Source organism: Micromonospora sp. GCM10011541 (assembly GCF_042650725.1).
GTDB classification, from domain to species: Bacteria; Actinomycetota; Actinomycetes; order Mycobacteriales; family Micromonosporaceae; genus Micromonospora; species Micromonospora sicca.
In genome coordinates this window covers 35,136-60,641 of record NZ_JBHSBP010000092.1, presented here as the reverse complement: position 1 = coordinate 60,641, position 25,506 = coordinate 35,136, and the positions used below count along the sequence as shown (strand labels likewise).

24 protein-coding genes are annotated in these 25,506 nt (G+C 72.2%); 5 read left to right on the top strand and 19 right to left on the bottom strand.

The window, feature by feature from the left end; genetic code table 11:
- Positions 1–194: 194 nt before the first annotated feature.
- The 4 genes from eccE (at position 195) to rarD (ending at position 4,016) form a co-directional block, all read left to right on the top strand.
- Complete coding sequence (gene eccE, locus ACFOYX_RS31445) at positions 195–2,024, top strand: type VII secretion protein EccE (RefSeq protein ID WP_377534657.1); 1,830 nt, start codon at positions 195–197, stop codon at positions 2,022–2,024.
- A 77-nt stretch (positions 2,025–2,101) separates the two neighbouring features.
- Positions 2,102–2,488: a phage holin family protein gene (locus ACFOYX_RS31440; RefSeq protein ID WP_322441098.1), complete on the top strand. Its 387-nt coding sequence runs from the start codon at positions 2,102–2,104 to the stop codon at positions 2,486–2,488.
- Positions 2,489–2,592: 104 nt separating this feature from the next.
- Positions 2,593–3,081, top strand: a complete 489-nt coding sequence (locus ACFOYX_RS31435) for a GNAT family N-acetyltransferase (RefSeq protein ID WP_322441099.1) — start codon at positions 2,593–2,595, stop codon at positions 3,079–3,081.
- Positions 3,078–4,016 (top strand): EamA family transporter RarD, encoded by a 939-nt coding sequence (rarD, locus tag ACFOYX_RS31430; RefSeq protein ID WP_322441100.1) that lies wholly within the window; start codon positions 3,078–3,080, stop codon positions 4,014–4,016. The genes ACFOYX_RS31435 and rarD overlap by 4 nt, the downstream gene beginning before the upstream one ends.
- 104 nt (positions 4,017–4,120) lie before the next feature.
- Here the strand turns inward: rarD and ACFOYX_RS31425 are convergent, their stop codons facing one another.
- The 4 genes from ACFOYX_RS31425 to ACFOYX_RS31410 form a co-directional block, all read right to left on the bottom strand.
- Positions 4,121–4,807, bottom strand: coding sequence for an anti-sigma factor (locus tag ACFOYX_RS31425; RefSeq protein ID WP_238455090.1), 687 nt, complete (start codon positions 4,805–4,807; stop codon positions 4,121–4,123).
- The gene (locus tag ACFOYX_RS31420) at positions 4,804–5,298 is read right to left on the bottom strand and encodes a sigma-70 family RNA polymerase sigma factor (RefSeq protein ID WP_236647421.1); all 495 of its coding nucleotides are present in this window, start codon (positions 5,296–5,298) and stop codon (positions 4,804–4,806) included. Before ACFOYX_RS31420 ends, ACFOYX_RS31425 begins: the two co-directional genes overlap by 4 nt.
- A gap of 154 nt (positions 5,299–5,452) precedes the next feature.
- Complete coding sequence (locus tag ACFOYX_RS31415) at positions 5,453–5,602, bottom strand: hypothetical protein (protein ID WP_322441101.1); 150 nt, start codon at positions 5,600–5,602, stop codon at positions 5,453–5,455.
- Between the two features lie 218 nt (positions 5,603–5,820).
- On the bottom strand, positions 5,821–6,603 hold the full coding sequence (locus ACFOYX_RS31410) for an IclR family transcriptional regulator C-terminal domain-containing protein (RefSeq protein WP_322441102.1): 783 nt from the start codon (positions 6,601–6,603) through the stop codon (positions 5,821–5,823).
- A gap of 153 nt (positions 6,604–6,756) precedes the next feature.
- On the opposite strand from ACFOYX_RS31410, the gene ACFOYX_RS31405 reads away from it, so the two are divergent.
- Positions 6,757–7,935 (top strand): MFS transporter, encoded by a 1,179-nt coding sequence (locus ACFOYX_RS31405; RefSeq protein ID WP_322441103.1) that lies wholly within the window; start codon positions 6,757–6,759, stop codon positions 7,933–7,935.
- A gap of 61 nt (positions 7,936–7,996) precedes the next feature.
- On the opposite strand, the gene ACFOYX_RS31400 is transcribed toward ACFOYX_RS31405, so the two are convergent.
- The 15 genes from ACFOYX_RS31400 to ACFOYX_RS31330 all read right to left on the bottom strand — a co-directional run bounded on the left by ACFOYX_RS31400 (position 7,997) and on the right by ACFOYX_RS31330 (position 25,390).
- A complete protein-coding gene (locus ACFOYX_RS31400; RefSeq protein WP_322441104.1) occupies positions 7,997–9,082 on the bottom strand; it encodes a polyprenyl synthetase family protein in 1,086 nt (361 codons plus the stop codon).
- 90 nt (positions 9,083–9,172) lie between these two features.
- Complete coding sequence (gene nuoN / locus ACFOYX_RS31395) at positions 9,173–10,726, bottom strand: NADH-quinone oxidoreductase subunit NuoN (RefSeq protein ID WP_322441105.1); 1,554 nt, start codon at positions 10,724–10,726, stop codon at positions 9,173–9,175.
- Positions 10,723–12,255, bottom strand: coding sequence for an NADH-quinone oxidoreductase subunit M (locus ACFOYX_RS31390; protein WP_109801207.1), 1,533 nt, complete (start codon positions 12,253–12,255; stop codon positions 10,723–10,725). The genes nuoN and ACFOYX_RS31390 overlap by 4 nt, the downstream gene beginning before the upstream one ends.
- A 64-nt stretch (positions 12,256–12,319) precedes the next feature.
- Entirely contained in the window at positions 12,320–14,245 is a 1,926-nt protein-coding gene (gene nuoL / locus ACFOYX_RS31385; RefSeq protein WP_322441106.1) for an NADH-quinone oxidoreductase subunit L, read from the bottom strand.
- 11 nt (positions 14,246–14,256) lie between these two features.
- Positions 14,257–14,556 (bottom strand): NADH-quinone oxidoreductase subunit NuoK, encoded by a 300-nt coding sequence (gene nuoK, locus ACFOYX_RS31380; RefSeq protein ID WP_088959269.1) that lies wholly within the window; start codon positions 14,554–14,556, stop codon positions 14,257–14,259.
- The gene (locus ACFOYX_RS31375) at positions 14,553–15,326 is read right to left on the bottom strand and encodes an NADH-quinone oxidoreductase subunit J (RefSeq protein WP_322441107.1); all 774 of its coding nucleotides are present in this window, start codon (positions 15,324–15,326) and stop codon (positions 14,553–14,555) included. Before ACFOYX_RS31375 ends, nuoK begins: the two co-directional genes overlap by 4 nt.
- Positions 15,323–15,964 carry an NADH-quinone oxidoreductase subunit NuoI gene (gene nuoI, locus ACFOYX_RS31370; RefSeq protein ID WP_109801204.1) on the bottom strand — a complete coding sequence of 214 codons (642 nt, stop codon included), beginning with the start codon at positions 15,962–15,964 and terminating at the stop codon, positions 15,323–15,325. The genes ACFOYX_RS31375 and nuoI overlap by 4 nt, the downstream gene beginning before the upstream one ends.
- Position 15,965: 1 nt before the next feature.
- Positions 15,966–17,321, bottom strand: a complete 1,356-nt coding sequence (gene nuoH, locus ACFOYX_RS31365) for an NADH-quinone oxidoreductase subunit NuoH (RefSeq protein ID WP_109801203.1) — start codon at positions 17,319–17,321, stop codon at positions 15,966–15,968.
- Positions 17,318–19,810: an NADH-quinone oxidoreductase subunit G gene (locus tag ACFOYX_RS31360; protein ID WP_322441108.1), complete on the bottom strand. Its 2,493-nt coding sequence runs from the start codon at positions 19,808–19,810 to the stop codon at positions 17,318–17,320. The genes nuoH and ACFOYX_RS31360 overlap by 4 nt, the downstream gene beginning before the upstream one ends.
- Positions 19,810–21,126 carry an NADH-quinone oxidoreductase subunit NuoF gene (gene nuoF, locus ACFOYX_RS31355; protein WP_322441109.1) on the bottom strand — a complete coding sequence of 439 codons (1,317 nt, stop codon included), beginning with the start codon at positions 21,124–21,126 and terminating at the stop codon, positions 19,810–19,812. Before nuoF ends, ACFOYX_RS31360 begins: the two co-directional genes overlap by 1 nt.
- Positions 21,123–22,280, bottom strand: a complete 1,158-nt coding sequence (gene nuoE / locus ACFOYX_RS31350) for an NADH-quinone oxidoreductase subunit NuoE (protein WP_322441110.1) — start codon at positions 22,278–22,280, stop codon at positions 21,123–21,125. Before nuoE ends, nuoF begins: the two co-directional genes overlap by 4 nt.
- Positions 22,277–23,602, bottom strand: coding sequence for an NADH-quinone oxidoreductase subunit D (locus tag ACFOYX_RS31345; RefSeq protein WP_322441111.1), 1,326 nt, complete (start codon positions 23,600–23,602; stop codon positions 22,277–22,279). The genes nuoE and ACFOYX_RS31345 overlap by 4 nt, the downstream gene beginning before the upstream one ends.
- Complete coding sequence (locus ACFOYX_RS31340; protein WP_109801198.1) at positions 23,599–24,333, bottom strand: NADH-quinone oxidoreductase subunit C; 735 nt, start codon at positions 24,331–24,333, stop codon at positions 23,599–23,601. Before ACFOYX_RS31340 ends, ACFOYX_RS31345 begins: the two co-directional genes overlap by 4 nt.
- Positions 24,330–25,010 carry an NADH-quinone oxidoreductase subunit B family protein gene (locus ACFOYX_RS31335; protein WP_322441112.1) on the bottom strand — a complete coding sequence of 227 codons (681 nt, stop codon included), beginning with the start codon at positions 25,008–25,010 and terminating at the stop codon, positions 24,330–24,332. Before ACFOYX_RS31335 ends, ACFOYX_RS31340 begins: the two co-directional genes overlap by 4 nt.
- A 14-nt stretch (positions 25,011–25,024) precedes the next feature.
- Complete coding sequence (locus ACFOYX_RS31330) at positions 25,025–25,390, bottom strand: NADH-quinone oxidoreductase subunit A (RefSeq protein WP_109801196.1); 366 nt, start codon at positions 25,388–25,390, stop codon at positions 25,025–25,027.
- Positions 25,391–25,506 lie beyond the last annotated feature (116 nt).

The window sequence follows — 25,506 nt, the reverse complement described above, 5'->3', positions numbered from 1 at the left end:
GTGGACGAACCGTGGCGCGGGGCCGGCATCGTGGGGTGGGACGGCGGCGCGCTCGACGGAACTCGTCGCTGACGGTAGCCGCCCGACTGCGGTTGTGCTACCCCCTCCGCATCCCCTGTGGACAACGGCTGGGTCCGCGAACCCTTACGATGAGCCACGCCATCGTCACCCGAGGATCGGCGGGAGGAGGCGCGGTGACGGCGACCAGGACCGTATCCCCGGCGCCGGCGACGGCCCGCCAGCCCCTGCCACCACAGTGGAGGCGGACCGGGGGGCGTACGGCCTCGGGGCCGCGGGCCGGTCAGGTCGTGGCGGCGCAGCTGGCCGTGGCGGTGCTCGTCGCCGCCGTCGGCCGGGGGGCGGCCGTCACCGCCGCCGCCCTGCTGCTGGCCGCCCTGCTGCTGCCCACCGCGTGGGTCCGGGTCCACGGCCGCTGGCTCTTCGAGTGGCTGGTCGTCGGCCTGGCGTACCTCACCCGGCGCCGCGCCCTCCCACCGGCCGCCGGCCCGGCCGCCCTGGTGGACCTGGTGGCCCCCGGCGCCGAGGTGCGCTCCGCCGAGCTGGCCGGTGGTCCGGCCGCCGTGGTCGACGACGCCGCCGGGCTGACCGCGCTGCTGGAGATCGGCGACCCGGGTGACCTGCTCGGCGACGGCCGGCGCACCCTGCCGCCGCCGCTGTCCCTGCTGCCGGTCCCGAGCGTGGACAGCCCACCGGTTCGGATCCAGCTCCTGCTCTCCGCAGCGCCCGCCCCGGCACCGTCCGTCGGCGCCGGCACCGCCGGCACGTCGTACCGGCAGCTCACCGACGGGCGACTGGCCGGGCGGGAGCGGGCCGTGCTCGCCGTCCGGGTGCTGCGCGTGGACGGCTGGTCGAACGAGGAACTGCGCCGCGCGCTGTCCGGCACGGTCCGGCGGATCGTCCGCCGGCTCGGGCCGCTGACCGGCCGCCCGCTGGGCGAGCCGGCCGCGCTGCGGGTGCTCGCCGAACTGGCCCACCACGATGCCGGCGTACCCATCCGGGAGTCCTGGCAGACCGTCGGAGCCGGCGGGCTGCTGCAGACCACGTTCCGGCTACGGCGCTGGCCGGATCCGCGTGCCGACGCCGCGCGGCGGCTGGTGCCCCGGCTGCTCGCGCTGCCGGCCACCGCCACCACCGTCTCGCTCTGCATCGGCCCGCGCGCCGGGGCCGACGCCGCGCCGGTGCCGGCCGAGCTGAGCGTACGGCTGGCCGCCTGGACCGCCGGGGAGCTGGCGGCCGCCGACCGGGCGCTGCGTCGACTGGCCGCCGACCTCGGCACCGAGGTCCGCCGGCTCGACGGCGAGCAGCTGGGCGGGCTGGCCGCCACCCTGCCGCTGGCGTCGGCGCGGGCCGAGGGCACGGTGGGCGGGGCGGCCCTGGACGCGCTGGAGCTGGGCCTCGGCGAGGCCGGGCTGATGGTGGGCGCGAACCGGCACGGCGGGGCGGTCAGCGTCCGGCTGTTCCGTCCCGAGCCGACCCGGCTGCTGCTCGTCGGCGGAGTACGGGCCGCGCAGCTGGTCGTGCTGCGGGCGCTCGCACTGGGCGCCCGGGTGGTGGTGCAGACCGCCCGGCCGCGGGCCTGGGAGCCGTTCGTCCGGGGCGCCGGCGCACCCGGCGGGGCGGTGCCGGTCATCCCGCCCGGACGGCCGGTGGGCGGGGCGCCCGGCTCGCCGGTGCGGCCGCTGCTGCTCGTGGTCGACGCCGGCGCGGCGTCGGACGGGGCCCAGCCCGGTACGGCCTGGCAGTGCACCCTGGTCGTCCGGGACGGGCTCACCCCGGCGGAGGTGGACGCGCTGGCCCGGGCGGACCTGGCGATCCTGCAACCACTGGACCCGGGTGAGGCGGCGCTGGCCGGCGCGGCCCTGGGGCTGGGCGGCTCGGCGGAGTGGCTGACCCGGATCCGGGACGACATGGTGGCGGTGGTCAACCGGCGGGCGCTGCGCTGGGCGCTGCTGTCCCCGACGCCGATCGAGTCGCAACTGGTCGGTCGTGCCGCCCGCCGGTGACGACCCGGCCGCCGAACGGCGGATTCGTCGATCTTCACGGGTTCCGCTGGTGGACGGTCCGTGGCACGATCCCCGCCATGGGTTTTCTGAAGGGTCTTCTGATCCGGCTGGGCTCGACGGCGGTGGCCTTCTGGCTGGCCACTCTGCTCATCCCAGGCATCTCGCTGAACTCCGACTCGGTCACCGAGACGGTCACCACCCTCGTGCTGGTCGCGGTGATCTTCGGGGTGGTCAACGCCGTGCTCCAGCCGATCATCAAGACCGTCGGCTGCGGCTTCTACCTGTTCACCCTCGGCCTGATCGCCCTGGTCGTCAACGGGCTGCTCTTCCTGCTCACGAGCTGGATCGCCGACCAGGCCGGGCTACCGTTCCACGTGGACGGCTTCTGGCCGGCCGCGGTGCTCGGCGCGCTCTTCGTCGGCATCGTCACCTGGATCCTCGGCGCCGTCCTCGACCGCGACTGAGACGCAACTGACCACCCGACGCACCCGATTCCCGCCCGCCGGCCAGTCCAGCGGGCGGGAATTGGCTCGTGAGGAGCGGGTGGGCCGGGACTAGCGTCACCGGGGTGTGCACCCTGACCCGCCCTGACGGCTACCAGCTCAGCACCGACCCGGACCGGATCGACCTCGACCTCGTGCACCGGTGGCTCTCCACCGACGCGTACTGGGCGCTCGGGCGGGACCGGGAGACGGTCGCGCGCGCCTTCGCCGGCTCGGTCGGCTTCGGCGTCTACCGGCCCGGTGACGGGCGCCAGGTGGCGGTGGCCCGGGTGGTCACCGACCGGGCGACCTTCGCCTGGCTCTGCGACGTCTACGTCGATCCGGCCGAGCGCGGTCGCGGGCTGGGCACCTGGCTGGCCGGCGTGGCCCGCGACCACCTGGCCGAGCTGGGCGTACGCCGGATCGTGCTGGCCACCGCCGACGCCCACGCGGTGTACGCCAAGGTCGGCTTCACCCCAGTCGACCCGGACCGGTGGATGCAGCTCGACCAGCGGGTGAACCCGGTCACCGGAAAGGAGCAAAGCGCCGCTTCGCCACTTACGGTGGAGGCGTGAACCCGATCCGCCTCGGCTACCTGTACGGGCTCGGCGCGTACCTGCTCTGGGGTTTCTTCCCCCTCTACCTGAAGCTGCTGCGCCCGGCCGGGCCGATGGAGATCCTCGCCCACCGGATCGTCTGGTCGGTGGCCTTCGTGGCGCTGCTGCTCGCCGCGATGCGCAACGTCGGCTTCCTGCGGGCGCTGCTGCGCCGGCCCCGGGCGCTGGCCGGCATCGCCGCCGCGGCCGCGCTGATCGCGGTCAACTGGGGCACCTACATCTACGGGGTGAACTCGGACCGGGTGGTGGAGACCGCCCTCGGCTACTTCATCAACCCGCTCGTCTCGGTTCTGCTCGGGGTCTTCGTGCTGCAGGAGCGGCTGCGGCCGGCGCAATGGGCGGCGCTGGGCGTCGGCGCGCTGGCGGTCGCCGTGCTCACCGTCGACTACGGCCGGCTGCCCTATCTGGCGCTCACCCTCGCCTTCAGCTTCGCCTGCTACGGGTTCGTGAAGAAGCGGCTGGGGCTGCCGGCCGCGGAGGGCCTCTTCGTCGAGTCGGCGGTGCTGGCGCTGCCCGCGCTGGCGTACCTGGGATGGCTGAGCCTGCGCGGCGACTCCGCGTTCGGACACGTCTCGACCGGGCACACCGTGCTGCTGGTGCTGGCCGGGGCGGCGACCGCCATCCCGCTGCTGCTCTTCGCCGGCGCGGCGAACCGGCTGCCGCTGTCCGGGCTCGGCATGCTGCAGTACCTCGCCCCGATCCTTCAGCTGGGCTGCGGCGTGCTGATCTTCCACGAGCCCATGCCCCCGGCCCGCCTCGCCGGCTTCGCCCTGGTCTGGCTCGCCCTGATCGTCTTCACCGCCGACGCCCTCCGCCAAGCCCACCAGTCCCGCACCCGCCCCCGCACCCCCACCGACTCCCAACCTCCCGTCCCCACCCCCACCGCCCCCTGAGCCCGCCGATCTTGCAGTTCGGGCCCGTCCAACGGGTGGAATGCCCGGTTCGCCGGGGCACCAACTGCAAGATCGCGCGAGCGGGGGGTGGGGGGTGGGGGGGGTTAGCGGGCGTCGTAGGTGAGGACGGGGGTGTTGTCCCCACGGAGCAGTTCCAGCCGGACCAGCTCGCCGCCGGTGAAGCGGGTGGCGCCGGTGAGACGGACGTCCTCGCCGGGGGCGGCCAGCCAGGAGCCGATCTGCTCCGTCGCGCCGTCCGGGCCGTGGGCCACCAGCCGGAAGGTCCACGCCTGGCGGTGCCCGCCCCACTGGTCGTAGCCGCAGTGCATGGTGACCTGGGTCCCCCAGTCGGTGCGGGTCAACCCGATCTCCGCGTGCACGGGCACCGTGCCGGCGACCGGCCGCATGGCCACCATCGGCACCTCCGCAGGGTCGGCCGCGTCCGGACGGGCCAGGGTCACCCCGACCCCCACCAGCAGGGCGAGCACGGCGGCGGCGAGCGCGGTCAGCGCGTACCGTCGGCGGGACCGGGATCGCGCGCGGCGCTGGCGGTCCCGGGCGGCGGAGAGCAGCGCGGGCAGCCGCGAGGTCTCGGACGCGGACGGGAGGAACTGCTCCAGCCCGGCCGGGTCGAGCCGACCGAGGAGCCCCGGCAGGACCGCGATCTCGGCCACTGCCTCCCGGCAGGTCGCGCAGCCGGCCAGGTGCCGCTCGTACGCGGCGCGGTCGCCGGGAGCGAGGGCTCCCAGCACGTACGCGCCGTCGTCGTGCGCGAACTCGCAGCGGGTCATCGGGTCACCCCCATCTCGGCCAGGACCAACCGTAGTGAGCGCAGCGCGTAGTGGGTGCGCGACTTGACCGTGCCCGGTGGCACGCCGAGCCGGGCGGCGGCCTCGGCCACCGACCGTCCCTGGTAGAAGCACTCGACCAGCACCTCGCGGTGGGTCGGGCTGAGCTGGTTCAGCGCCTCGGCCACGGTCCACGCCTCCACCGCGCGCTCCGTTTCGTCGACCGTGTCGGCGGGCTCGGGCAGCTCGTCGGTGTAGACCTCGCCGACGCGCGTGGACCGGCGCCGCCAGGCGTCGATCGCCAGGTTCCGGGCGGTGGTGAAGAGCCAGGCGCGGACCGAGCCGCGGGTGGGGTCCAGCGCCTCCGGGTGCCGCCACGCCCGCAGCAGCGTCTCCTGCACCAGGTCCTCGGCGCGCGTCCGGTCGCCGTTGACCAGCCGGAGGGCGTGCGCGAAGAGCGCGTCGGCGTGCTCGTCGTGCAGCGCGCGCAGCAGTTGGGCGTCGTGGTCGGTGATGGCGGACACCTCGCTCTCGACGGCGGGTCCGGGCGGTGCGTTCGCCCGTCAATACGTACGGTGGCCCCGATCGGTTCACCGCAGCTCGCGCCGCATGTATTCATACCCGGTTCACATCTCGGCCGACCCGCGCTCACCGGGTCCTGGCAGCGTCCGCCGGTAGGCGCGCGGGTGATTCCGCCGTGCCACCGACGACGTCGCCCAGCGCCGAGTCCGCCTCGGCAGCGTGGAGCAGGGTCTTGGTGCGGCCGTCCTCGACGAGCTGCTCCAGCCGCGCGGGCACACGGAGCAGTCGTCTCGCCCGCGACGCGAGGAACCGAGGCCCGGCGGCGGGGTCGGCGTGAACGTCCCGCTGACGTTCCCCGTGGCGGTCCGGCGCTGGACCGCCGCCCGTTGGGCCCCGCTTCCCGCCAGGGACGGGGCCCGTCGCGCCGCCACGAGCGGAACGAGACGCGGCAGGTCCGGTGTCCCGGCCGGCCGACCCGCGACCGGCGGTGCCGGTCAGCCCTCAGCGGCGATGCCGTCGGCGACGGCCCGGGCGACGGTGAGCAGTTTGGCCCGGACCACCCGGGCGGAGGTCATCATCTCGCTGGCCGGCAGCGCGCAGGCCAGCACCACCCGGCGCTCGATGTCCTTGTCCGGGGTGACCAGCACGGCGGCGCAGGCCACACCCTGCCGGAACTGCCCCAGCTCCAGCTGCATGCCGCGCCGGTCACCGGCGGCCAGGTCGGCCTCGAACGCCTCGACGGTGGTCAGGGTGGCGCTGGTGAACGGGCGCATGCCGTACTCGCGCAGGTAGCGGAAGCGCTGCTCGGCGGTGAGGGTCGCGAGCAGGCTCTTGCCGAGCGCGGTGGCGTGCGCGCCCTCGTCGAAGCCCGGCACCAGGTCCTCCAGGTACGGCGTGCGCGGCCCCTCGGCAGCCGCCGTGATGGCCACCTGCCCGCCCACGAAGCGCCCGAGGAAGTGGCTGTACCCGGTATCGACGGCCGCCCGGCGGAGCGACTCACCGACGACCTGCGGGCCACGGAACGCGGTCACCAACTCCCGGTAGCGGTCGGCCACCTCCAGCCCCACGATGTACGTCCCGTCCTCGCGGCGGATCACGTAGCCCTCGTACGCCAGGGTGCGCACCAGGTGGTAGGTGGTGGCCACGGTCAGCTCGCAGCGGCGGGCGATCTGCTTGACGGTCAGGCCCTTGGGCGCACGACCGACCGACTCGAGCACTCGAAGCGCGCGGGACACGCTCCGGATCAGATCCGAAGGTTCCGCCAAGGGGTCGCGCACAACCACCTCCGCCGCCGGGGACTTACACCATATGAAAAACAGGCCGAGTGCGAAATGCCTGTTCGGATCGAGGATGCCAGATCACCGGGCACGGGCCGTGCACCGACAGACACGATCCGCTGCCAAAACGTGACGGCGTAGGTTTGCCTGACCATGACCGACACCCTGCTCGACCCCGCACCTCACGCGCCGCGGCGGACCGTCCGCGCCAGCGCGGGCGCCATCGCCACCACCATCGCCTGCGTGCTGCCCGTCTTCCTGGTCGGCGGCCTCGCCGTGCAGATGGGCGACGACCTCCACTTCTCCCCCGCCGGGCTGGGCCTCGCCGTCTCGGTCTACTTCGGGATCAGCGCGCTCGCCTCCGTCCCCTCCGGGGCGCTGGTCGAGCGGTACGGCCCGGCCGTGGTGGCCCGCGCCGGCATCCTGCTCTCCGCCGGCTCGCTGCTGGCCGTGGCGGCGCTGGCGCGGTCGTACCCGGCGCTGGTGGCCCTGCTCGGGCTCAGCGCCGCCGCGAACGCCCTCGGCCAGCTCGCCAGCAACGCCGCGCTGGCCCGGCACGTGCCCGCGCACCGGCAGGGGCTGTCGTTCGGGGTGAAGCAGGCCGCGATCCCGGTCTCCACACTGCTGGCCGGCGCGGCCGTGCCCACCATCGCGCTGACCGCCGGCTGGCGCTGGGCGTTCGTGGCGGCGGCGGTGGCCGCGCTGGCCGCGCTGCCGGCCGTACCCGCGCAGGAGGGCGGGCGGACCGCGCGGGCCGGCACCTCCCGCGCCGGCCGGGCGACCTGGGCGCTGGTGGTGGTCGGGCTGGCGGCGACGTTGGCCGCCGCGGCGGCCAACGCGCTGGGCACGTTCGTGGTGGACTCGTCGGTCGGCCGGGGGCTGTCACCGGGCCTGGCCGGCCTCACGCTGACCCTGGGCAGCGCGGTCTGCGTGGTGGCCCGGGTGGGCGCGGGCTGGCTCGCCGACCGCCGGGCCGGCGGCCACGTCGCCCTGATCGCCGGGATGCTGGTGGTCGGCGCCGGCGGGCTGGGCCTGCTCGCGCTGGCCGGCCCGGTGCCGCTGGTCGCCGGCGTGGTGCTCGGCTTCGGTCTCGGCTGGGCCTGGCCCGGGCTGATGAACTTCGCCGTGGTCAAGCTGCACCCGCAGGCCCCGGCCGCCGCCACCTCGATCACCCAGACCGGGGTGTACGCGGGCGGCTGCCTCGGCCCGCTCGCCCTCGGCGCCGTCGCCGCCCACCTCGGCTACCCCACCATGTGGGCCGTCGCGGCGGCGTCGATGCTGGTGGCCGCCACCCTCATGCTCACCGGCAGCCGCCTGCTCACCCACCCCTGACGGCTCTGCCCGGCCCGCCCCGGCGGGAGTGCGCCCGGGAGGGAGCGGGCCGGCGCGGGGGTCAGCTGGTGCGGTCGGCGATGTAGTCGCAGAGGGATTCGAGGGCGCGGCGGGCCGGGCCCTGCGGGAGGGGGGCGAGCTGAGTCCGGGCGTCCTCGGCGTAGCTGCGCACGGTCTCGCGGGCCCGCTTGAGCGCGGGAGACTCGCGGAGCAGGCCGAGGGCCTCGGCGTGGAGCGCGTCGTCGACCAGCGGGCCGGTGGCCAGGATCTCCCGGAGCCGGACGGAGGCGGCATCGGAGTCGTCCGCGGCGAGCGCGTAGAGCACCGGCAGGGTCGGTACGCCCTCGCGCAGGTCGGTGCCGGGGGTCTTGCCGGACTGGGTCGACTCGGAGGCGATGTCGAGCAGGTCGTCGGAGAGCTGGAAGGCCACCCCGATGATCTCGCCGTACCCGGCCAGCGCTTCGGTGTGCTCGGCCGACGCGCCGCCGAACATGCCGCCGAACCGGGCCGAGGTGGCGATCAGCGAACTGGTCTTCCCGGCGATGACGTTCAGGTAGTGGGCGACCGGGTCCTCGCCGTCCCGGGGGCCGACGGTCTCGGCGATCTGCCCGTGCACCAGCCGGGCGAAGGTGCGCGCCTGCAGGCGGACCGCCTCGGGGCCCAGGTCGGCCGCCAGGTCGGCGGCGCGGGCGAAGAGGTAGTCGCCGACCAGGATGGCGACCGAGTTGGCCCAGCGCGAGTTGGCGCTCGGGGCGCCCCGCCGCACGGCCGCCTCGTCCATCACGTCGTCGTGGTAGAGCGTCGCCAGGTGGGTGAGTTCCATCACCACGGCGGCCGGGACGACCTGCGGCCCGGTCGGGTCGCCGAACTGCGCGCCCAACGCGACCAGCAGCGGGCGGAACCGCTTCCCGCCGGCCTCCATCAGGTGCCGCGCGGCCTCGGTGACGAGCGGGTCGGCGCTGGCCACGCTGGCCCGCAGCTCACCCTCGACGTCCTCCAGCAGGCCCAGCACGGAAGCCTCGACGCGGGGATCGGCGAGCTGCAGGCCGAGCGCGCCGAACTGACCCGTGCCCTCCGGACCCCGACGACCGCCGGAGCCGGTGGCACCTGAACGCTCGCCAGCCGGAATCACCACGTCTTCAACCATGCCACACCCGTTCGACCTGCCCTGGACAGGGGGACACGGACCGGGGGCCGGCACGCCACGGCGTACCGGCCCCCGGTGGGATGACCTCCGTCATCGCACGAATTCGGCGGCACCGTTGGCCAGGTCGAGCAGCGGCGCCGGGGCGACCCCGAGGACCAGGGTGGCCAGCACGCCGATCACCAGGGCCGCCGAGGTGAGCGCGCCCGGCACGGTCACCGTCGGGGTGGCGTCGCCCGGCTCGGAGAGCCACATCATCACCACGACCCGCAGGTACGGGAAGGCCAGCACCATGCTGGTCAGCACGCCGGCGATGACCAGCCAGGCCTGGTTCGCGTCCAGCGCCGGGGCGAAGACCGCGAACTTGCTGGTGAAGCCGCTGGTCAGCGGGATACCGGCGAAGGCCAGCAGGATGAAGGTGAAGATCGCCGCGAAGAACGGCGACCGCCGGCCCAGCCCGGCCCAGCGGGACAGGTGGGTGGCCTCGCCGTCGGCGTCCCGGACCAGGGTCACCACGGCGAACGCGGCGAGCACCGAGAAGCCGTACGCGACCAGGTAGAACATCGTGCCGGAGAGCCCGTCCTTGCTGGGCGCCAACACGCCGACCAGCAGGTAGCCGGCGTTCGCGATCGACGAGTACGCCAGCAGCCGCTTGATGTCGGTCTGGGTGACCGCCAGCACCGCGCCGACCAGCATGGTCAGCACCGCCACCGCGCCGAGGACCGGGGTGAAGTCCCAGGCCGCCCCGGAGAACGCGACGTGGAAGACCCGCAGCAGGGCGCCGAACGCGGCGACCTTGGTGCAGGCGGCCATGAACCCGGTGACCGGCGTCGGGGCGCCCTGGTAGACGTCCGGCGTCCAGACGTGGAACGGCGCGGCGGCCGCCTTGAAGAGCAGGCCGATGGCGAGCAGCGCCATCCCGGCGAAGAGCAGCACCGGGCTGGCCGGGGAGTCGGTGACCGCGGCGTGCACGGTGGCGAAGTCGACCCCGGCCGTCCGGCCCGGGATGCCGGACGTGAAGCCGTAGATCAGCGCCACGCCGAAGAGGAAGAACGCCGAGGCGTACGCGCCGAGCATGAAGTACTTCATCGCCGCCTCCTGGCTCAGCAGCCGCCGGCGGCGGGCCAGCGCGCAGAGCAGGTAGAGCGGCAGCGAGAAGACCTCGAGCGCGATGAACATGGTCAGCAGGTCGTTCGCCGCCACGAAGATCAGCATGCCGCCGATCGCGAAGGTGGCCAGCGGGTACACCTCGGTGGTCCCGCTCGCGCCCTCGGCCTGCCGCCGGTCGTCGGGCGACTCGGCGGTGACCGCGGCGTGGGCGACGAACGCCCCGCCCCGCTCGATCGAGCGCTCGCCGATGAGCAGCAGCGCCATCGCGGCGAGGACCAGGATCGCGCCCTGGAGGAAGAGCGTCGGCCCGTCCACCGCGATCGCCTGGCCGGCGGTGAGCAGCCGGTCGTCGGAGTTGAGGATGACCATGGTGAGCGCGCCGAGCACCGCCGCCAGGGCGAGCGTGAGCTGCACCGTGTTGCGCAGGCGCCGGGGCACGAACGCCTCGACCAGGACGCCGACCAGGGCGACGCCCAGCATGATCAGGATCGGAGCGAGCGCCGCGTAGTCGATCGACGGCAACTTCAGCTCGGTCATTTTGCGGCCTCCTGGACGCTGCCGACCGTCGGGGCGGGATCGGTCCGACCGACGTCCTGCATGGTCGCGCGGACGGCGGGGTTGATGACATCGGTGACCGGCTTGGGATAGAAGCCGAGCAGCACGATCAGCGCGATCAGCGGGGCGACCACGACCTTCTCGCGCAGGGTGAGGTCGCGGCGCATGCCCTCGACCTCGGTCAGGGCCGGGTTGAGGGTGCCCTGGGTGGTGCGCTGCACCATCCACAGCACGTACGCGGCGGCCAGGATGATGCCGAGCGTGGCGATCACCGCGACCGGCTTGTTGGTGGTGAAGGTGCCGATCAGCACCAGGAACTCGGAGACGAACGGCGCGGTGCCGGGCAGCGCCAGCGAGGCGAGACCGGCGAAGAAGAGCACCCCGGCCAGCACCGGGACGAGCTTGCCGGCGCCGCCGAAGTCGCTGATCAGGGCCGAGCCGCGGCGCGCGATCAGCATGCCCACCACCAGGAAGAGCAGGCCGGTGGCGAGGCCGTGGTTGAGCATGTAGAGCACCGCGCCGGTGCCGGCCTGGGTGGTGAAGGCGAAGATGCCCACGCCGATGAAGCCGAAGTGCGCGATCGAGGTGTACGACACCAGCCGCTTGAGGTCGTTCTGGCCGACCGCCAGCAGCGCGGCGTAGATGATGCCGATCACGCCGAGCGCCAGCGCCCACGGCGCGAACCAACGCGACGCCTCGGGGAACAGCGGCAGGCAGTACCGCAGGATGCCGAACGTGCCGACCTTGTCGAGCACGCCGACCAGCAGCGCCGCCGCGCCGGCCGGGGCCGCGCCACCGGCGTCCGGCAGCCAGGTGTGGAACGGGAAGAAGGGCGCCTTGATCGCGAAGGCGAGGAAGAAGCCGAGGAAGAGCCAGCGGGCGGTGCCGGTGGAGATGTCCACCTGGCTCAGCGCCTGCCAGTCGAAGGTCTTCCCGCCGACCACCCAGAGGCCGATCACCGCGGCCAGCATGAACAGGCCGCCGACCAGGGAGTAGAGGAAGAACTTCACCGCCGCGTACTGCCGCTGGTGGCCGCCGTAGCTGCCGATGAGGAAGTACATCGGCACGAGCATGACCTCGAAGAACACGTAGAACAGGAAGACGTCGGCGGCGGCGAAGACGCCGATCATCGTGCACTCGAGGACGAGCAGCAGGGCGAAGTAGACCGGCACGGACCGCTTCGACGACTCGGCGTCGTGCCACGACGCCAGGATCACCAGCGGCACCAGGATCGCGATCAGCATCAGCATGACCAGCGCGATGCCGTCGGCGGCGAAGGTGAAGTTGACGCCCCAGTTCGGGATCCACGGGTACGACTCGCGGAACTGGAACCGGTCACCGTCGGCCTGGAAGGTGATCCACATGATCACCGACAGCACCAGCACCAGCAGCGACCAGCCGAACGCCACCTGCTTGGCCAGCTCGGGCGAGCGGCGCGGCAGCAGGGCCACGACCAGTGCGCCGACCAGCGGTGCCACGGTCAGCACCGAGAGGAACGGGAAGTTGGACATTATTCGGCCTTACCTCCGTCGTGACTGCGTGGCCCGCCGGCGGGGGCGGTCGTGTTGAGGTCGATCACGCCAGCCACCCCGCCTGCACCGCCAGGAACGCCGCCACCACGAGCAGCGCGCCGGTCAGGATCGAGGTCGCGTACGACCGCACGAAACCGGTCTGCAGCCGCCGGAGCCGGCCCGATCCACCGCCCACCGCGGCGGCGAGGCCGTTGACCAGCCCGTCGACGCCCCGGTTGTCGAGGAAGACCAGCGCCCGGGTGAGGAAGATGCCCGGCTTCTCGAAGACCGCCTCGTTGACGGCGTCCGTGTAGAGGTTCCGGCGGGCGGCGGTGACCAGCACGCCGGCCGGCTGCGGCGCGGTGGCCGTGCCGGTGCGGAACAGCGCCCAGGCCAGCCCGGCGCCGAGCACGGTGACCAGCAGCGAGAGCGCGGTGATCAGCCAGTGCGCGAGGACCGCCTCGTGCCCCTCCTCCTGGCCGCCCAGCCCGCCGGTGGCCTGCAGCCAGTCCGGCACGGAGGTGGCGAGCAGGAAGCCGGCGCCGACCGACCCGATCGCGAGCAGGACCAGCGGGATGGTCATCAGCTTCGGCGACTCGTGCGGGTGCTCGATGTCCTCGGTCCAGCGGGCCGGGCCGTGGAAGGTGAGCACGAAGAGCCGGGTCATGTAGAAGGCGGTGAGCCCGGCGCCGAGCAGCGCCGCGCTGCCGAAGAGCCAGGCGGTCCAGCCCTCCCGCTCGAACGCGGCCACGATGATCGGCTCCTTGGAGAAGAAGCCGGAGAACGGGAACATGCCGATGATGGCGAGCCAGCCCATCATGAAGGTCAGCCAGGTGACCTTCATGTACTTGGACAGGTTGCCGAAGCGGCGGATGTCCACCTGGTCGTTCATGCCGTGCATCACCGAGCCGGCGCCGAGGAACATGTTGGCCTTGAAGAAGCCGTGCGCCAGCAGGTGCACGATGGCCAGCGCGTACGCCCCGCCGCCGAGCCCGACGCCGAGGAACATGTAGCCGATCTGGCTGACCGTGGACCAGGCCAGCACCCGCTTGATGTCGTCCTTGGCCGCGCCGATGAGGCAGCCCATCAGCAGGGTGAGCGCCCCGACGCTGACTACCACGAGCTGCAGGGTGTGGTTGGCCGAGAAGATCGGGTTGGAGCGGGCGATCAGGTAGACGCCCGCGGTGACCATGGTGGCCGCGTGGATGAGCGCCGACACCGGGGTCGGGCCCTCCATCGCGTCCGGCAGCCACGCCTGGAGCGGGAACTGGCCGGACTTGCCGGCCGCGCCGAGCAGCAGCAGCAGGCCGAGCACCAGCACGGTGGTGCCGGTCAGCGCGCCCACGCCGTTGAAGACCTCGTCGTACTGGGTGGTGCCGAGGGTGGCGAACATGACGAAGATGCCGATGGCCAGGCCGGCGTCGCCGACCCGGTTCATCAGGAAGGCCTTCTTGCCCGCGGTGGCCGCGCTCGGCCGTCCGTACCAGAAGGAGATCAGCAGGTAAGACGCCAGACCGACGCCCTCCCAGCCGAAGTACAGCATCACGTAGTTGTTGCCGAGCACCAGCAGGAGCATCGCGGCGACGAAGAGGTTGAAGTACGCGAAGAACCGCCGGCGGCCCTCGTCGTGCGCCATGTACTCGACCGCGTAGAGGTGGATCAGGAAGCCCACGCCGGTGATCAGCAGCACGAAGACCGCGGCCAGCGGGTCGAAGAGCAGGCCGAAGTCCACCTTGAAGTCGCCGACCGAGATGAACTGCCACAGGCTCTGCTCGACCGACTTGTTCTCCAGGCCACGCAGCTGGAAGAAGTAGGTCAGGCCGAGCACGAAGGCGGCGCCGATGGCGGCCACCCCCAGCCAGTGCCCCCAGCGGTCGGCCCGCCGGCCGAGCAGCAGCAGGATCGCCGCGCTGACCAGCGGGATCGCCACGAGCAGCCAGACGCTGCCCAGCAAGCCCGTGGCCTCTGCGTACCGCACAGTCTCTTCCACTTGCTTGCCCCTTAGTACTTGAGCAGGTTGGCGTCGTCGACGCTCGCCGAGCGTCGAGTCCGGAAGATCGACATGATGATCGCGAGCCCGACCACGACCTCGGCCGCCGCCACCACCATCACGAAGAACGCCATGATCTGACCGTTGAGGTCACCGTTGATCCGGCTGAAGGTGACCAGCGTCAGGTTGGCCGCGTTGAGCATCAGCTCGACGCACATGAACAGCACGATGGCGTTGCGCCGGACCAGTACCCCGACGGCGCCGATGGTGAACAGCACCGCGGCGAGGATCAGGTAGTAGTCGGGGGTCATTTCTTGTCCGTCCCCTTCAGCGAGGTCTCCTCGGCGGTCAGCTCACGGACCGGCAGGATGTCCGGCGTGCTGCGCTCGGTCAGCCGGCCGTCGGGCAGGCGGGCCGGGGTGGCCACCGAGGAGGAGGTGGCGAAGACGCCCGGACCGGGCTTCGGACCGGGGTAGTTGCCGGGGCGGAACCGGGCCTTCATGGTGGCGACCTGGTCCATCCGGTCCTCCTTGCGCCGCTCCACGTGCGCCAGCACCATCGCGCCGACCGCGGCCGTGATCAGCAGTGCCGAGGTCAGCTCGAAGGCGAAGACGTACTTGGTGAAGAGCAGCCGGGCGATGCCCTGCACGTTGCCCTCGGCGTTGGCCTGTTCCAGGCCGACCGCCCGGACGCCGTGCAGGGCCCGGTAGAGGCCGCTGCCGACCAGGCTGGCGAAGCCGAGTCCGAGCAGGACCGCGGCGGTCCGCTGCCCGCGCAGCGTCTCGATCAGCGAGTCCGAGGCGTCCCGGCCGACCAGCATCAGCACGAACAGGAAGAGCATCATGATCGCGCCGGTGTAGACGATGATCTGCACCATGCCGATGAACGGACCCGCCTGGAGCACGTAGAACACGCCCAGGCAGAGCATGGTCAGCACCAGCCAGAGCGCGGAGTGCACCGCGTTGCGGGCCCAGACCATGCCGATCGCGCCGATCAGCGCCAGCGGGGCCAGGATCCAGAAGGTCACCGCCTCGCCGCCGGAGACCGAGGCCGCCTCGGCGAGCACCGTCTGCGTGGTCATGCGCCGTCTCCCTTGCCTGCCGCTGCCCGCTGGGCCGCCTGCTCGGCGCCGGGGAAGGTCACGCCGGGGTGCTCCTCCACCTGGTACCGACCGGGGCCCATCGGCGAGTGCTCGGCACCGGCCGAGGTGCCCGGGTTGGTCAGCGAACCGATGTAGTAGTCCTTCTCGCTGTCACCCAGCCGCATCGGGTGCGGCGGCTGCTCCATCCCCGGCAGCAGCGGCGCGAGCAGCTGCTCCTTGGTGAAGATCAGGTCCTGCCGGTTGTCCCGGGCCAGCTCGTACTCGTTGCTCATGGTGAGCGAACGGGTCGGGCAGGCCTCGATGCAGAGCCCGCAGAAGATGCACCGGGCGTAGTTGATCTGGTAGACGCTGGCGTACCGCTCACCCGGGGAGAAGCGCTGCTCCTCGGTGTTGTCGCCACCCTCCACGTAGATCGCGTCCGCCGGGCAGGCCCAGGCGCACAGCTCGCAGCCGATGCACTTCTCCAGCCCGTCCGGGTGCCGGTTGAGGATGTGCCGCCCGTGGTAGCGCGGCGCCGACACCGGCGGCTTGAACGGGTAGTCGGTGGTGACGACCTTCCTGAACATGTGCGAGAAGGTGACTCCGAAACCCTTGAACGTTCCGGTGATCGCGCCCACGTCACACCTCCCTGGAGTCCGAGCCGGCGGCGACGTTGGCCGGCTCCCGCTCGGCGACCACGCGCTTGGTGCGCGGGCTCGGTGGTACCTGCAGGTCCATCGGGGGCAGCGGGAAGCTGCCGTGCGGACGGCTGTTGACCTGTTCCTGGAGCGTCGGCCTCGGCTCCCGCCTGCGACTGGGCCAGAAGAGCGTGGCCAGCAGCAGCACGCCCGCGCCGATCGCGGTGGCGAGCAGCCGGTCCCGGGACTGCCAGTCCTCAATCGAGCGCAGCCCGGACAGGACCAGGATCCAGACCAGGTTGATCGGCAGCAGGACCTTCCAGCCGAAGCGCATGAACTGGTCGTAGCGGAGCCGGGGCAGGGTGCCCCGCAGCCAGACGAAGACGAAGACCAGGATCAGCACCTTGCCGAAGAACCAGAGCATCGGCCACCAACCGGAGTTGGCGCCGGCCCAGAAGGTGGTGATCGGCGCCGGCGCCCGCCACCCGCCGAGGAAGAGCGTGGTGGTGACCGCGGACATGGTCACCATCGAGACGTACTCGGAGAGCATGAACAGCGCGAACTTCAGCGAGCTGTACTCGGTCATGAAGCCCGCGACCAGCTCCGACTCCGCCTCGGGCAGGTCGAACGGCGCCCGGTTGGTCTCACCGACGGTGGCGATGAAGAAGATGATGAAGCTGGGCAGCAGCAGGATCGCGTACCAGCCGGGTGCGGCGACCTCCCAGCCGCCGAGGCTCAGCCGCGTGCCGTGCGCCTGCGCGGCGACGATCCCGCTGGTGGACATCGTGCCGGCGGTCATGAACACCGCCACGATGCTCAGCCCCATCGCGACCTCGTACGAGATCATCTGGGCGCTGGAGCGGAGGCCACCGAGCAGCGGGTACGTCGAGCCGGAGGCCCAACCGCCGAGCACGATGCCGTAGATGCCCATCGAGGAGCAGGCGAGGATCACCAGCACCGCCACCGACACGTCGGTGACCTGCAGCGGCGTGTGGTGGCCGAAGATGCTGACCATCGGGCCGAACGGCACCACCGACAGCGAGGTGACCGCGCAGATCACCGAGATGGTCGGCGCGAAGAAGAAGACCACCTTGTCCGCCGTCCGCGGCAGGATGTCCTCCTTGAAGGCCATCTTCAGGCCGTCGGCGAGCGTCTGGAGCAGGCCGAACGGGCCGACCTGGTTGGGGCCGGGCCGGACCTGCATGTAGCCGACGACCCGGCGCTCGAACCAGACGCCGAGCAGCGTGGCCAGCAGACCGAAGACGAAGGCGAAGACGATCTTGCCGAGGACCAGCCACCACGGATCCTTGCCGAAGTCCGCCAGCGTCGGATCCTGCGCCAGGTAGAGGGCGTTCACTGGATACCCCCGGAGTTGAGGAGGGGACCCGGACGACCGGCCGCGTCCGCGGCGACCGGACCGGTCGCGGCGGGCGCGCTGAGCCGTACGACCGTGCCGGACGTCGCGCCGAGGCTGCGCCGCACGGTCGAGCCGGGTGAGTTGGTCGGCAGCCAGACGACGCCGTCCGGCATCTCGGTGATCGCCGCCGGCAGGGTGAGTGCCCCGCGGTCGGTGCCCACCGTGACCGGGTCACCGTCGGCGACGCCGATCGCCTCGGCGGTGCCCTTGCCCAGCCGGACCACCGGCGGGCGGGCGGTGCCGGCGAGGTGCTCGTCGCCGTCGGTCAGGCTGCCCAGGTCGATCAGCTGGTGCCAGGTGGCCAGCACCGCCTCGCCCGGCCCGGGCTGTTGGACGGCGGCCGGCTCGACCGTGGGGACGGGCGGGCGACCCACCCGGGTCGACGGCAGCGCGCCGAGCTCCCGGCGGACGCTCGTCACGTCGCCAGTGCCGAGCCGGACGTCGAGCTGCGCGGCGAGCGCGTCGAGCACCCGGCCGTCGGTCATCGCGGCGGTTTCCAGCACGGCCTCGAAGGGCCGCAGCCGGCCCTCCCAGTCGAGGAAGCTGCCGGCCTTCTCGACCACCGGCGCGACCGGGAAGACCACGTCCGCCCGGCGGGCCACCGCGCTCATCCGCAGTTCCAGGCTGACCAGGAACGGCACCGCGTCGAGGGCCTGCTCGGCCAGCCGCGGGTCGGCCAGGTCGGCCGGGTCGACGCCGGCCACCACCAGCGCGCCTAGCTGGCCGTTCGCGGCGGCCGTGAGGATGCCGTCGGTGTCCCGGCCGGCCTGGCTCGGGATCACCCCGGCCGCGATGTCCCACGCCTCGCCGAGCTCGGCCCGGGCGGCCGGCTCGGTGACCGGGCGACCACCGGGGAGCAGGTTGGGCAGGCAGCCCGCGTCGACCGCGCCGCGGTCGCCCGCGCGTCGCGGCACCCAGGCCAACTTCGCCCCGGTACGCCGGGCGATGCCCGCCGCGGCGGAGAGCCCGCCCGGCACGGCGCCCAGCCGCTCGCCGACGATCAGGATCGCGCCCGGCGTGCTGAGCGCCTCGGCGACCGTGGCGTGCTCGGCCAGCACGCTGGCCTCCTCGCCGGGCACGACCCGGGCCAGCTTGGCGCCGAGCTTCTCCAGGCCGCGGGTGGCGAACGGCGCCAGCGCGTACACCGTGAGCTTCTTCTTCAGGTGCGCCTTGCGCAGCCGCAGGAAGAGGATCGGGCACTCCTCCTCCGGCTCCACGCCGACCAGCACCACCGCGGGCGCGTTCTCCACGTCCGCGTAGGTGACGTCGGTGACCCCGGCGACGTTGCTGGCCAGGAAGTCGGCCTCCTCGCGGGAGACCGGCCGGGCCCGGAAGTCGATGTCGTTGGTGTTCAGCGCGACCCGGGCGAACTTCGCGTACGCGTAGGCGTCCTCGACGGTCAGCCGGCCGCCGGTGAGCACCGCCGTACCCCGAGCGCCGTCCCGGGCGGCGCGCAGCCCCTCGGCGGCGCGGGTCAGCGCCTCGCTCCAGGACGCCTCGCGCAGCTCACCGGTCCGCTCGTCGCGGACCATCGGGGTGGTGATCCGGTCGAAGGCGCGGGTGTACTGGAAGGCCCACCGCCCCTTGTCGCAGTTCCACTCCTCGTTCACCGCCGGGTCGTCGCCGGCCAGCCGGCGCTGCACCTTGCCGCGCCGCCAGTCGGTGCGCTGGGCGCATCCGGCGGAGCAGTGCTCGCAGACGCTCGGGCTGGAGACCAGGTCGAACGGGCGGGCCCGGAACCGATACTGCGCGCCGGTCAGCGCGCCCACCGGGCAGATCTGCACGGTGTTCCCGGAGAAGTACGAGTTGAACGGCACGTCACCCGCGTCGCCCTCCTCGCCGTACGCGTCGTCCCGGTAGATGTTGATCTCCTCGGCGGACGACCGGCCCATCAGGTCGATGAACTTGTCGCCGGCGATCTCCTCGGAGAACCGGGTGCAGCGCTGGCAGAGCACGCAGCGCTCGCGGTCGAGCAGCACCTGGGTGCTGATCGCCATCGGCTTCTCGTACTCCCGCTTGTGCTCGTGGAAGCGCGAGTCGGTGCGGCCGGTGGACATGGCCTGGTTCTGCAGCGGGCACTCGCCGCCCTTGTCACACATCGGGCAGTCCAGGGGGTGGTTGAGGAGCAGCAGCTCCATCACCCCCTCCTGCGCCTTCTTCGCCACCGGGGAGGTGAGCTGGGTGCGGACCACCATGCCGTCGGCCACCGTCTGGGTGCAGGAGGCGACCGGCTTGCGCTGGCCCTCCACCTCCACCAGGCACTGCCGGCAGGCGCCGGCCGGGGCCAGCAGCGGGTGGTCGCAGAAGCGCGGGATCTCGGTGCCCAACTGCTCGGCGACTCGGATCAGCAGCGCGCCCTTGGGGGCGGTGACCTCGACGCCGTCGATGGTGAGGGTGACGGTCTCGGTCTGCTTGGCTACGTCGGTCATTAGTGGGCTCCCACCAGCTGCTTGTCCGACAGCTTCGGCGCGGTACGTCCCTCGATGTAGTCGAGGTAGTCCTGCTTGAAGTACTTCAGCGACGAGGTCACCGGGCTGGTCGCACCGTCACCCAGACCGCAGAACGAGCGGCCGAGGATGTTGTCGCAGGTGTCGAGCAGGGTGTCCAGGTCCTCGTGGGTGCCCTGGCCGGCGAGGATCCGCCGGTAGACCCGGACCATCCAGTAGTTGCCCTCGCGGCACGGGGTGCACTTGCCGCACGACTCGTGGTGGTAGAACTCCAGCCACCGGTAGGTCGCGTACACCGGGCAGTCCTGGTCGGAGAAGATCTGGGTGGCCGTGGTGCCCAGGATCGAGCCGGCCGCCGCCACCCCCTCGAAGTCCAGCGGCACGTCCAGGTGCTCGGCGGTGAGCAGCGGGGTCGACGACCCGCCCGGGGTCCAGAACTTCAGCTCGTGCCCGGGCTGCATGCCGCCGGCCAGGTCGATCAGCTCGCGCAGGGTGATCCCCATCGAGCACTCGTACTGGCCGGGGTTGGCGATCCGGCCGGACAGCGAGTAGATCATCGGCCCGGAGGACTTCTCCGTGCCCATGGTCTTCCACCAGTCCGCGCCGCCGAGCACGATGTACGGCACGCTGGCGATGGTGCCGACGTTGTTGACCACCGTCGGGCTGGCGTACAGGCCGTGGGTCGCCGGGAACGGCGGGCGCAGCCGGGGCTGGCCCCGGAAGCCCTCCAGCGAGTCCAGCAGCGCGGTCTCCTCACCGCAGATGTACGCCCCGGCGCCGGAGTGCACCACCAGTTCCAGGTCGAAGCCGCTGCCCATGATGTTCCGGCCCAGGTAACCCTTGGCCCGCGCCTCGGCCACCGCGTTGCGCAGCCGGCGCGCGGCGTGCACCGCCTCGCCGCGGATGTAGATGTAGGCGCGGTTGGCCCGGATCGCGTACGACGCGATGATCACGCCCTCGACCAGCGAGTGCGGGTCGTGCGTCATCAGCGGCAGGTCCTTGCAGGTGCCCGGCTCGCCCTCGTCGGCGTTGACCACCAGGTAGTGCGGCTTGCCGTCGCCCTGCGGGATGAAGCCCCACTTCAGACCGGTCGGGAAGCCGGCGCCGCCGCGGCCGCGCAGCCCGGAGTCCTTGATCAGCTGGATCAGGTCGTCCGGGTGGGCATTGAGCGCCTTGCGCAGGGCGGCGTAGCCGTCCAGCTTCTCGTAGGTGCCGATCCGCCAGGCGTCCGGCGACAGCCAGCGCTTGGTCAGCACCGGCGTCAGCTTGGCCAGCGTCTCCGGCCGAGGAGTGGTCACTTCTGGCCCCCCGTTTCGCTCGCGACGGTCGGGCTCGCGCCGTTGGCGCCCGTCGACGCTTCCTTGAGGTTGCGCTCCTGCGCCCCGGCCTCGTCACCGGCGGGCTTGCCGTCGCCGGCCGGCGGGTTGGCCGCCGCGCCGGCGGCCGCCGCCTCCTGGGCGTCGCGCGGCGCCGGCGCGGTGCTGTCCGCCGGGATCTTGGTGCCGGGGGCGTCCGGCACGGCGGTGCGCGCGTCGGGCTGCCGGGTCTCGGCGGTACGCACCTGCGGCGACTTGTCGTCCGGCGCCTTCACGTCCGGGGCCGTGCTGCCGGCCACCGACTCCGGCTCGGCCGGCTCGGCCGTCCCCGCCTTCGCGGCGGGGTTGGCCGCCCCGTCTCCGCCCTTGACCGGGGCGGCGGCGGCCTCGGCGGGGGCGGGCTTGGCCGCCTCGGCCTTCGCCTTCGCCTGCACCGCGGCCTGGTCGGCCTCGGCCTTGCTCCGGATCGGGGTGTTCGGGTCGAAGCCCGGCACCGCGATGCCGTGCTGCTCGGCCAGGCGCAGGCCGCGCAGGCTCGGCTCGCCCGGGCCGCCGTCGGCGACCGCGCCCTCGCGCTCGTCGGCGAAGCCGGCGAGCTGCACGGCCATCTCCTTGAGCGTGCAGAGCCGGGCGCCCCGGGTCGGCATCGGCCGGCCACCGGCGCGCAGCTCCTCGACCACGCCGACCGCGCCCTGCGGGTCGACGCCGTCGAAGAAGTCGTAGTTGACGGTCATCACCGGGCCGTAGTCGCACGCCGCGAGGCACTCGGCGTGCTCCAGGGTGATCTTCCCGTCGGCGGTGGTCTCGTCGTGCCCGACGCCGAGGTGCTCGGCGAGGGTGTCGTAGACCTCCTGGCCGCCCAGCACGTTGCACATCGTGTTGGTGCAGACGCTGACCAGGTAGTCGCCGGTCGGCTTGCGCTTGTACATGGTGTAGAAGGTGGCCACCGCGCCGACCTGGGCCTTGTTCAGCCCGAGCACCTCGGCGCAGAACTCGACGCCGGCCGGGGAGACGTAGCCCTCCTCCGACTGGACCAGGTGCAGCAGCGGCAGCAGCGCCGAGCGGGACCGGTCGGCCGGGTAGCGGGCGATGATCTCCCGCGCCCGCTCGCGCGTCTGCTCAGTGAAAGTCGTCATCGGTCACAACCACCCATCACGGGGTCCAGCGAGGCGCCACCGGCGATCACGTCGGCGATCAGGCCGCCCTCGGCCATCGCCGGGAGGGCCTGGAGGTTGACGAAGCTCGGCTCCCGGTAGTGCACCCGGTAGGGCCGGGTGCCGCCGTCGGAGACCGCGTGCACGCCCAGCTCGCCGCGGGGCGACTCGATGCCGACGTACACCTGGCCCGGCGGGACCCGGAAGCCCTCGGTGACGAGCTTGAAGTGGTGGATCAGCGACTCCATCGACTGACCCATGATCTTGGCGACGTGCTCCAGCGAGTTGCCCATGCCGTCGACGCCGATGGCGAGCTGCGCCGGCCAGGCGATCTTGCGGTCGGCCACCATCACCGGGCCCGGCTTCAACCGGTCGAGGGCCTGCTCGACCAGCTTCAGCGACTCCCGGATCTCGGCGAGCCGGACCTGGTAGCGGCCCCACACGTCGCCGTCCGGATGGGTCGGCACGTCGAACTCGTACGTCTCGTAGCCGCAGTACGGCATGGTCTTGCGCAGGTCCCAGGCGAGACCGGCGGAACGGAGCACCGGACCGGTGACGCCGAGCGCCAGGCAGCCGGTCACGTCCAGCACCGCGACGCCCTTGGTCCGCTCGGTCCAGATCGGCTGCCCGGAGAGGAGGTCCTCGTACTCCTTGAGCTTCTTCGGCATCATCTTGAGGAAGTTCCGGATCTTGACGATCGCGTCGTCCGGCACGTCCTGCGCCACGCCGCCCGGCCGCACGTACGCGTGGTTCATCCGCAGGCCGGTGATGGTCTCGAAGATGTCGAGGATGTGCTCCCGCTCGCGGAAGCCGTACAGCATGATCGAGATCGCGCCCAGCTCCATGCCGGTGGTGGCCAGCCAGACCAGGTGCGAGGAGATCCGGTTCAGCTCCATCATCAGCACCCGGATGGTGTTCGCCCGCTCGGTCACCTCGTCGGTGATGCCGAGCAGCTTCTCCACCGCCAGCGCGTACGCCGTCTCGTTGAACAGCGGCGCGAGGTAGTCCATCCGGGTCACGAACGTCGAGCCCTGGACCCAGTTGCGGTACTCCAGGTTCTTCTCGATGCCGGTGTGCAGGTAGCCGACGACCGAGCGGGCCTCGCGGACCGTCTCGCCCTCCAGCTCCAGGATCAACCGGAGCACGCCGTGCGTGGACGGGTGCTGCGGACCCATGTTGACGACGATCCGCTCGTCGTTGATCGGGTCGGTGCCGGAGACGACCTGGTCCCAGTCCCCACCGGTGACGGTGAAGACCCTGCCCTCGGTGGTCTCGCGCTCGGTCGCGTAGTTCGACGTGGTCACTGGTAGGACCTCCTACGGTCCGGCGGGGGGATTTCCGCACCCTTGTACTCGACGGGGATGCCGCCGAGCGGGTAGTCCTTGCGCTGCGGATGCCCCTCCCAGTCGTCCGGCATGAGGATCCGGGTCAGGTTGGGGTGGCCGTCGAAGACGATGCCGAACATGTCGTACGCCTCCCGCTCCTGCCAGTCGGCGGTCGGGTAGACGGCGGTGACGCTCGGCAGGTGCGGGTCCTCGACGGAGACCGCGGCCTCCAGCCGAACCCGGCGCCGGTAGGTCATCGAGGTGAGCTGGTAGACCACGTGCAGGCGGCGCTCGTCCGCACCCAGGTAGTCCACCCCGGACACCGAGGAGCACAGCTCGAAGCGGAGCGCCAGGTCGTCCCGCATCACCTGGCAGACCTCGGCGATCCGCTCGGGGCGGACGTGCAGGGTCAGCTCGCCGCGGTCGACGACGACCTTCTCGATCGCGTCGCCGAAGGCGGGGTACGCCTCCTCCAGCGCGTCGCGGACCTCGTCGAAGTAGCCGCCGTACGGCCGGGGGGTCTCCTCGACCGGCTTGCGCTGGCGGACCAGGCCGCCGTAGCCGGAGACGTCGCCGGTGCCGTGCATGCCGAACATGCCGCGCCCGGCCGGGCTGGCCGGCGGGTACTCGGCCGGTGCGCCGCTGGTGGCGCCGGCCGGGGTGGTCGGCACCGGCACGCCGCCGTTCGCCTTGTTGTCAGGTGCGGTCATTTCTTCACGCCCTCCTGCGGGTGGAGGTGGTTCTGTGCCTTCATCCAGTTCTCGATCCGCAACTGCTCCTCGCGCCCCTCGCGGACCGCCTTCGTCCACTCGGCACGCCGGGCCTTGTCGTTGCGGTACGACGACGGCATCGAGCCGTACGGCACGACGGGCACGTCACCGCGCTCCTTGCGGGCCTCCAGCATCTTGCGGCCGTTCGCGCCCAGCGGCTCGTACATGATCTTCTCGCGGAGCTTGAGGATCGCGTCGATGAGCATCTCCGGCCGGGGCGGGCAGCCCGGGAGGTACATGTCGACCGGCACCACGTGGTCGACGCCCTGGACGATCGCGTAGTTGTTGAACATGCCGCCGCTGCTCGCGCAGACGCCCATGGAAAGCACCCAGCGGGGCTCGGCCATCTGGTCGTAGATCTGGCGCAGCACCGGGGCCATCTTCTGGCTCACCCGGCCGGCGACGATCATCAGGTCCGCCTGGCGGGGCGAGGCGCGGAAGACCTCCATGCCCCAGCGGCCCATGTCGTAGTGCGGACCACCGGCCGCCATCATCTCGATGGCGCAGCAGGCCAGGCCGAAGGTGGCGCCCCAGACGGACGACTTCCGCGACCAGTTGACCAGCTTCTCCACGGAGGTGAGCAGGACGCCGGCGGGAAGCTTCTCCTCGATACCCATCTGCCGTACCTCCCTCAGTCCCAGTCCAGGCCGCCGCGCCGCCAGACGTAGGCGTAGGCGACGAAGACCGCGACGATGAACATGACCATCTCCACGAAGCCGAAGATCGGCAGGGCGTCGAAGGAGACCGCCCAGGGGTAGAGGAAGATGATCTCGATGTCGAAGACGATGAAGAGCATCGCCGTCAGGTAGAACTTGACCGGGAACCGGCCACCGCCGACCGGCTGCGGGCTCGGCTCGATGCCGCACTCGTACGCCTCGAGCTTGGCCTTGTTGAAGCGCCGGGGACCGGCGAAGCGGGCGGCGGCCACGGAGAACAGCGCGAACCCCGCGGCGAGGGCGAACAGCCCGATGATCGGTGCGTAAGGCGAGAGCGTCATCGTTATCTCCTGCTCGTCCTTCCCTGCCCTCGGTGGCTGGCCAAAATCACACTATTCACGTCCCTCACGACCTCGGCCGGCGGGGGGTCGATCTTTTGTCGGATCCCGGCCGTCGC

Coding starts and splice junctions, on each gene's coding strand:
- ACFOYX_RS31440 (WP_322441098.1), top strand. CDS start 2,102: ATGGGTTTTCTGAAGGGTCTTCTGATCCGGCTGGGCTCGACGGCGGTG.
- ACFOYX_RS31425 (WP_238455090.1), bottom strand. CDS start 4,807: ATGACCCGCTGCGAGTTCGCGCACGACGACGGCGCGTACGTGCTGGGA.
- ACFOYX_RS31405 (WP_322441103.1), top strand. CDS start 6,757: ATGACCGACACCCTGCTCGACCCCGCACCTCACGCGCCGCGGCGGACC.
- ACFOYX_RS31400 (WP_322441104.1), bottom strand. CDS start 9,082: ATGGTTGAAGACGTGGTGATTCCGGCTGGCGAGCGTTCAGGTGCCACC.
- nuoN (WP_322441105.1), bottom strand. CDS start 10,726: ATGACCGAGCTGAAGTTGCCGTCGATCGACTACGCGGCGCTCGCTCCG.
- ACFOYX_RS31390 (WP_109801207.1), bottom strand. CDS start 12,255: ATGTCCAACTTCCCGTTCCTCTCGGTGCTGACCGTGGCACCGCTGGTC.
- nuoK (WP_088959269.1), bottom strand. CDS start 14,556: ATGACCCCCGACTACTACCTGATCCTCGCCGCGGTGCTGTTCACCATC.
- ACFOYX_RS31375 (WP_322441107.1), bottom strand. CDS start 15,326: ATGACCACGCAGACGGTGCTCGCCGAGGCGGCCTCGGTCTCCGGCGGC.
- ACFOYX_RS31360 (WP_322441108.1), bottom strand. CDS start 19,810: ATGACCGACGTAGCCAAGCAGACCGAGACCGTCACCCTCACCATCGAC.
- nuoE (WP_322441110.1), bottom strand. CDS start 22,280: ATGACGACTTTCACTGAGCAGACGCGCGAGCGGGCGCGGGAGATCATC.
- ACFOYX_RS31340 (WP_109801198.1), bottom strand. CDS start 24,333: ATGACCGCACCTGACAACAAGGCGAACGGCGGCGTGCCGGTGCCGACC.
- ACFOYX_RS31335 (WP_322441112.1), bottom strand. CDS start 25,010: ATGGGTATCGAGGAGAAGCTTCCCGCCGGCGTCCTGCTCACCTCCGTG.
- ACFOYX_RS31330 (WP_109801196.1), bottom strand. CDS start 25,390: ATGACGCTCTCGCCTTACGCACCGATCATCGGGCTGTTCGCCCTCGCC.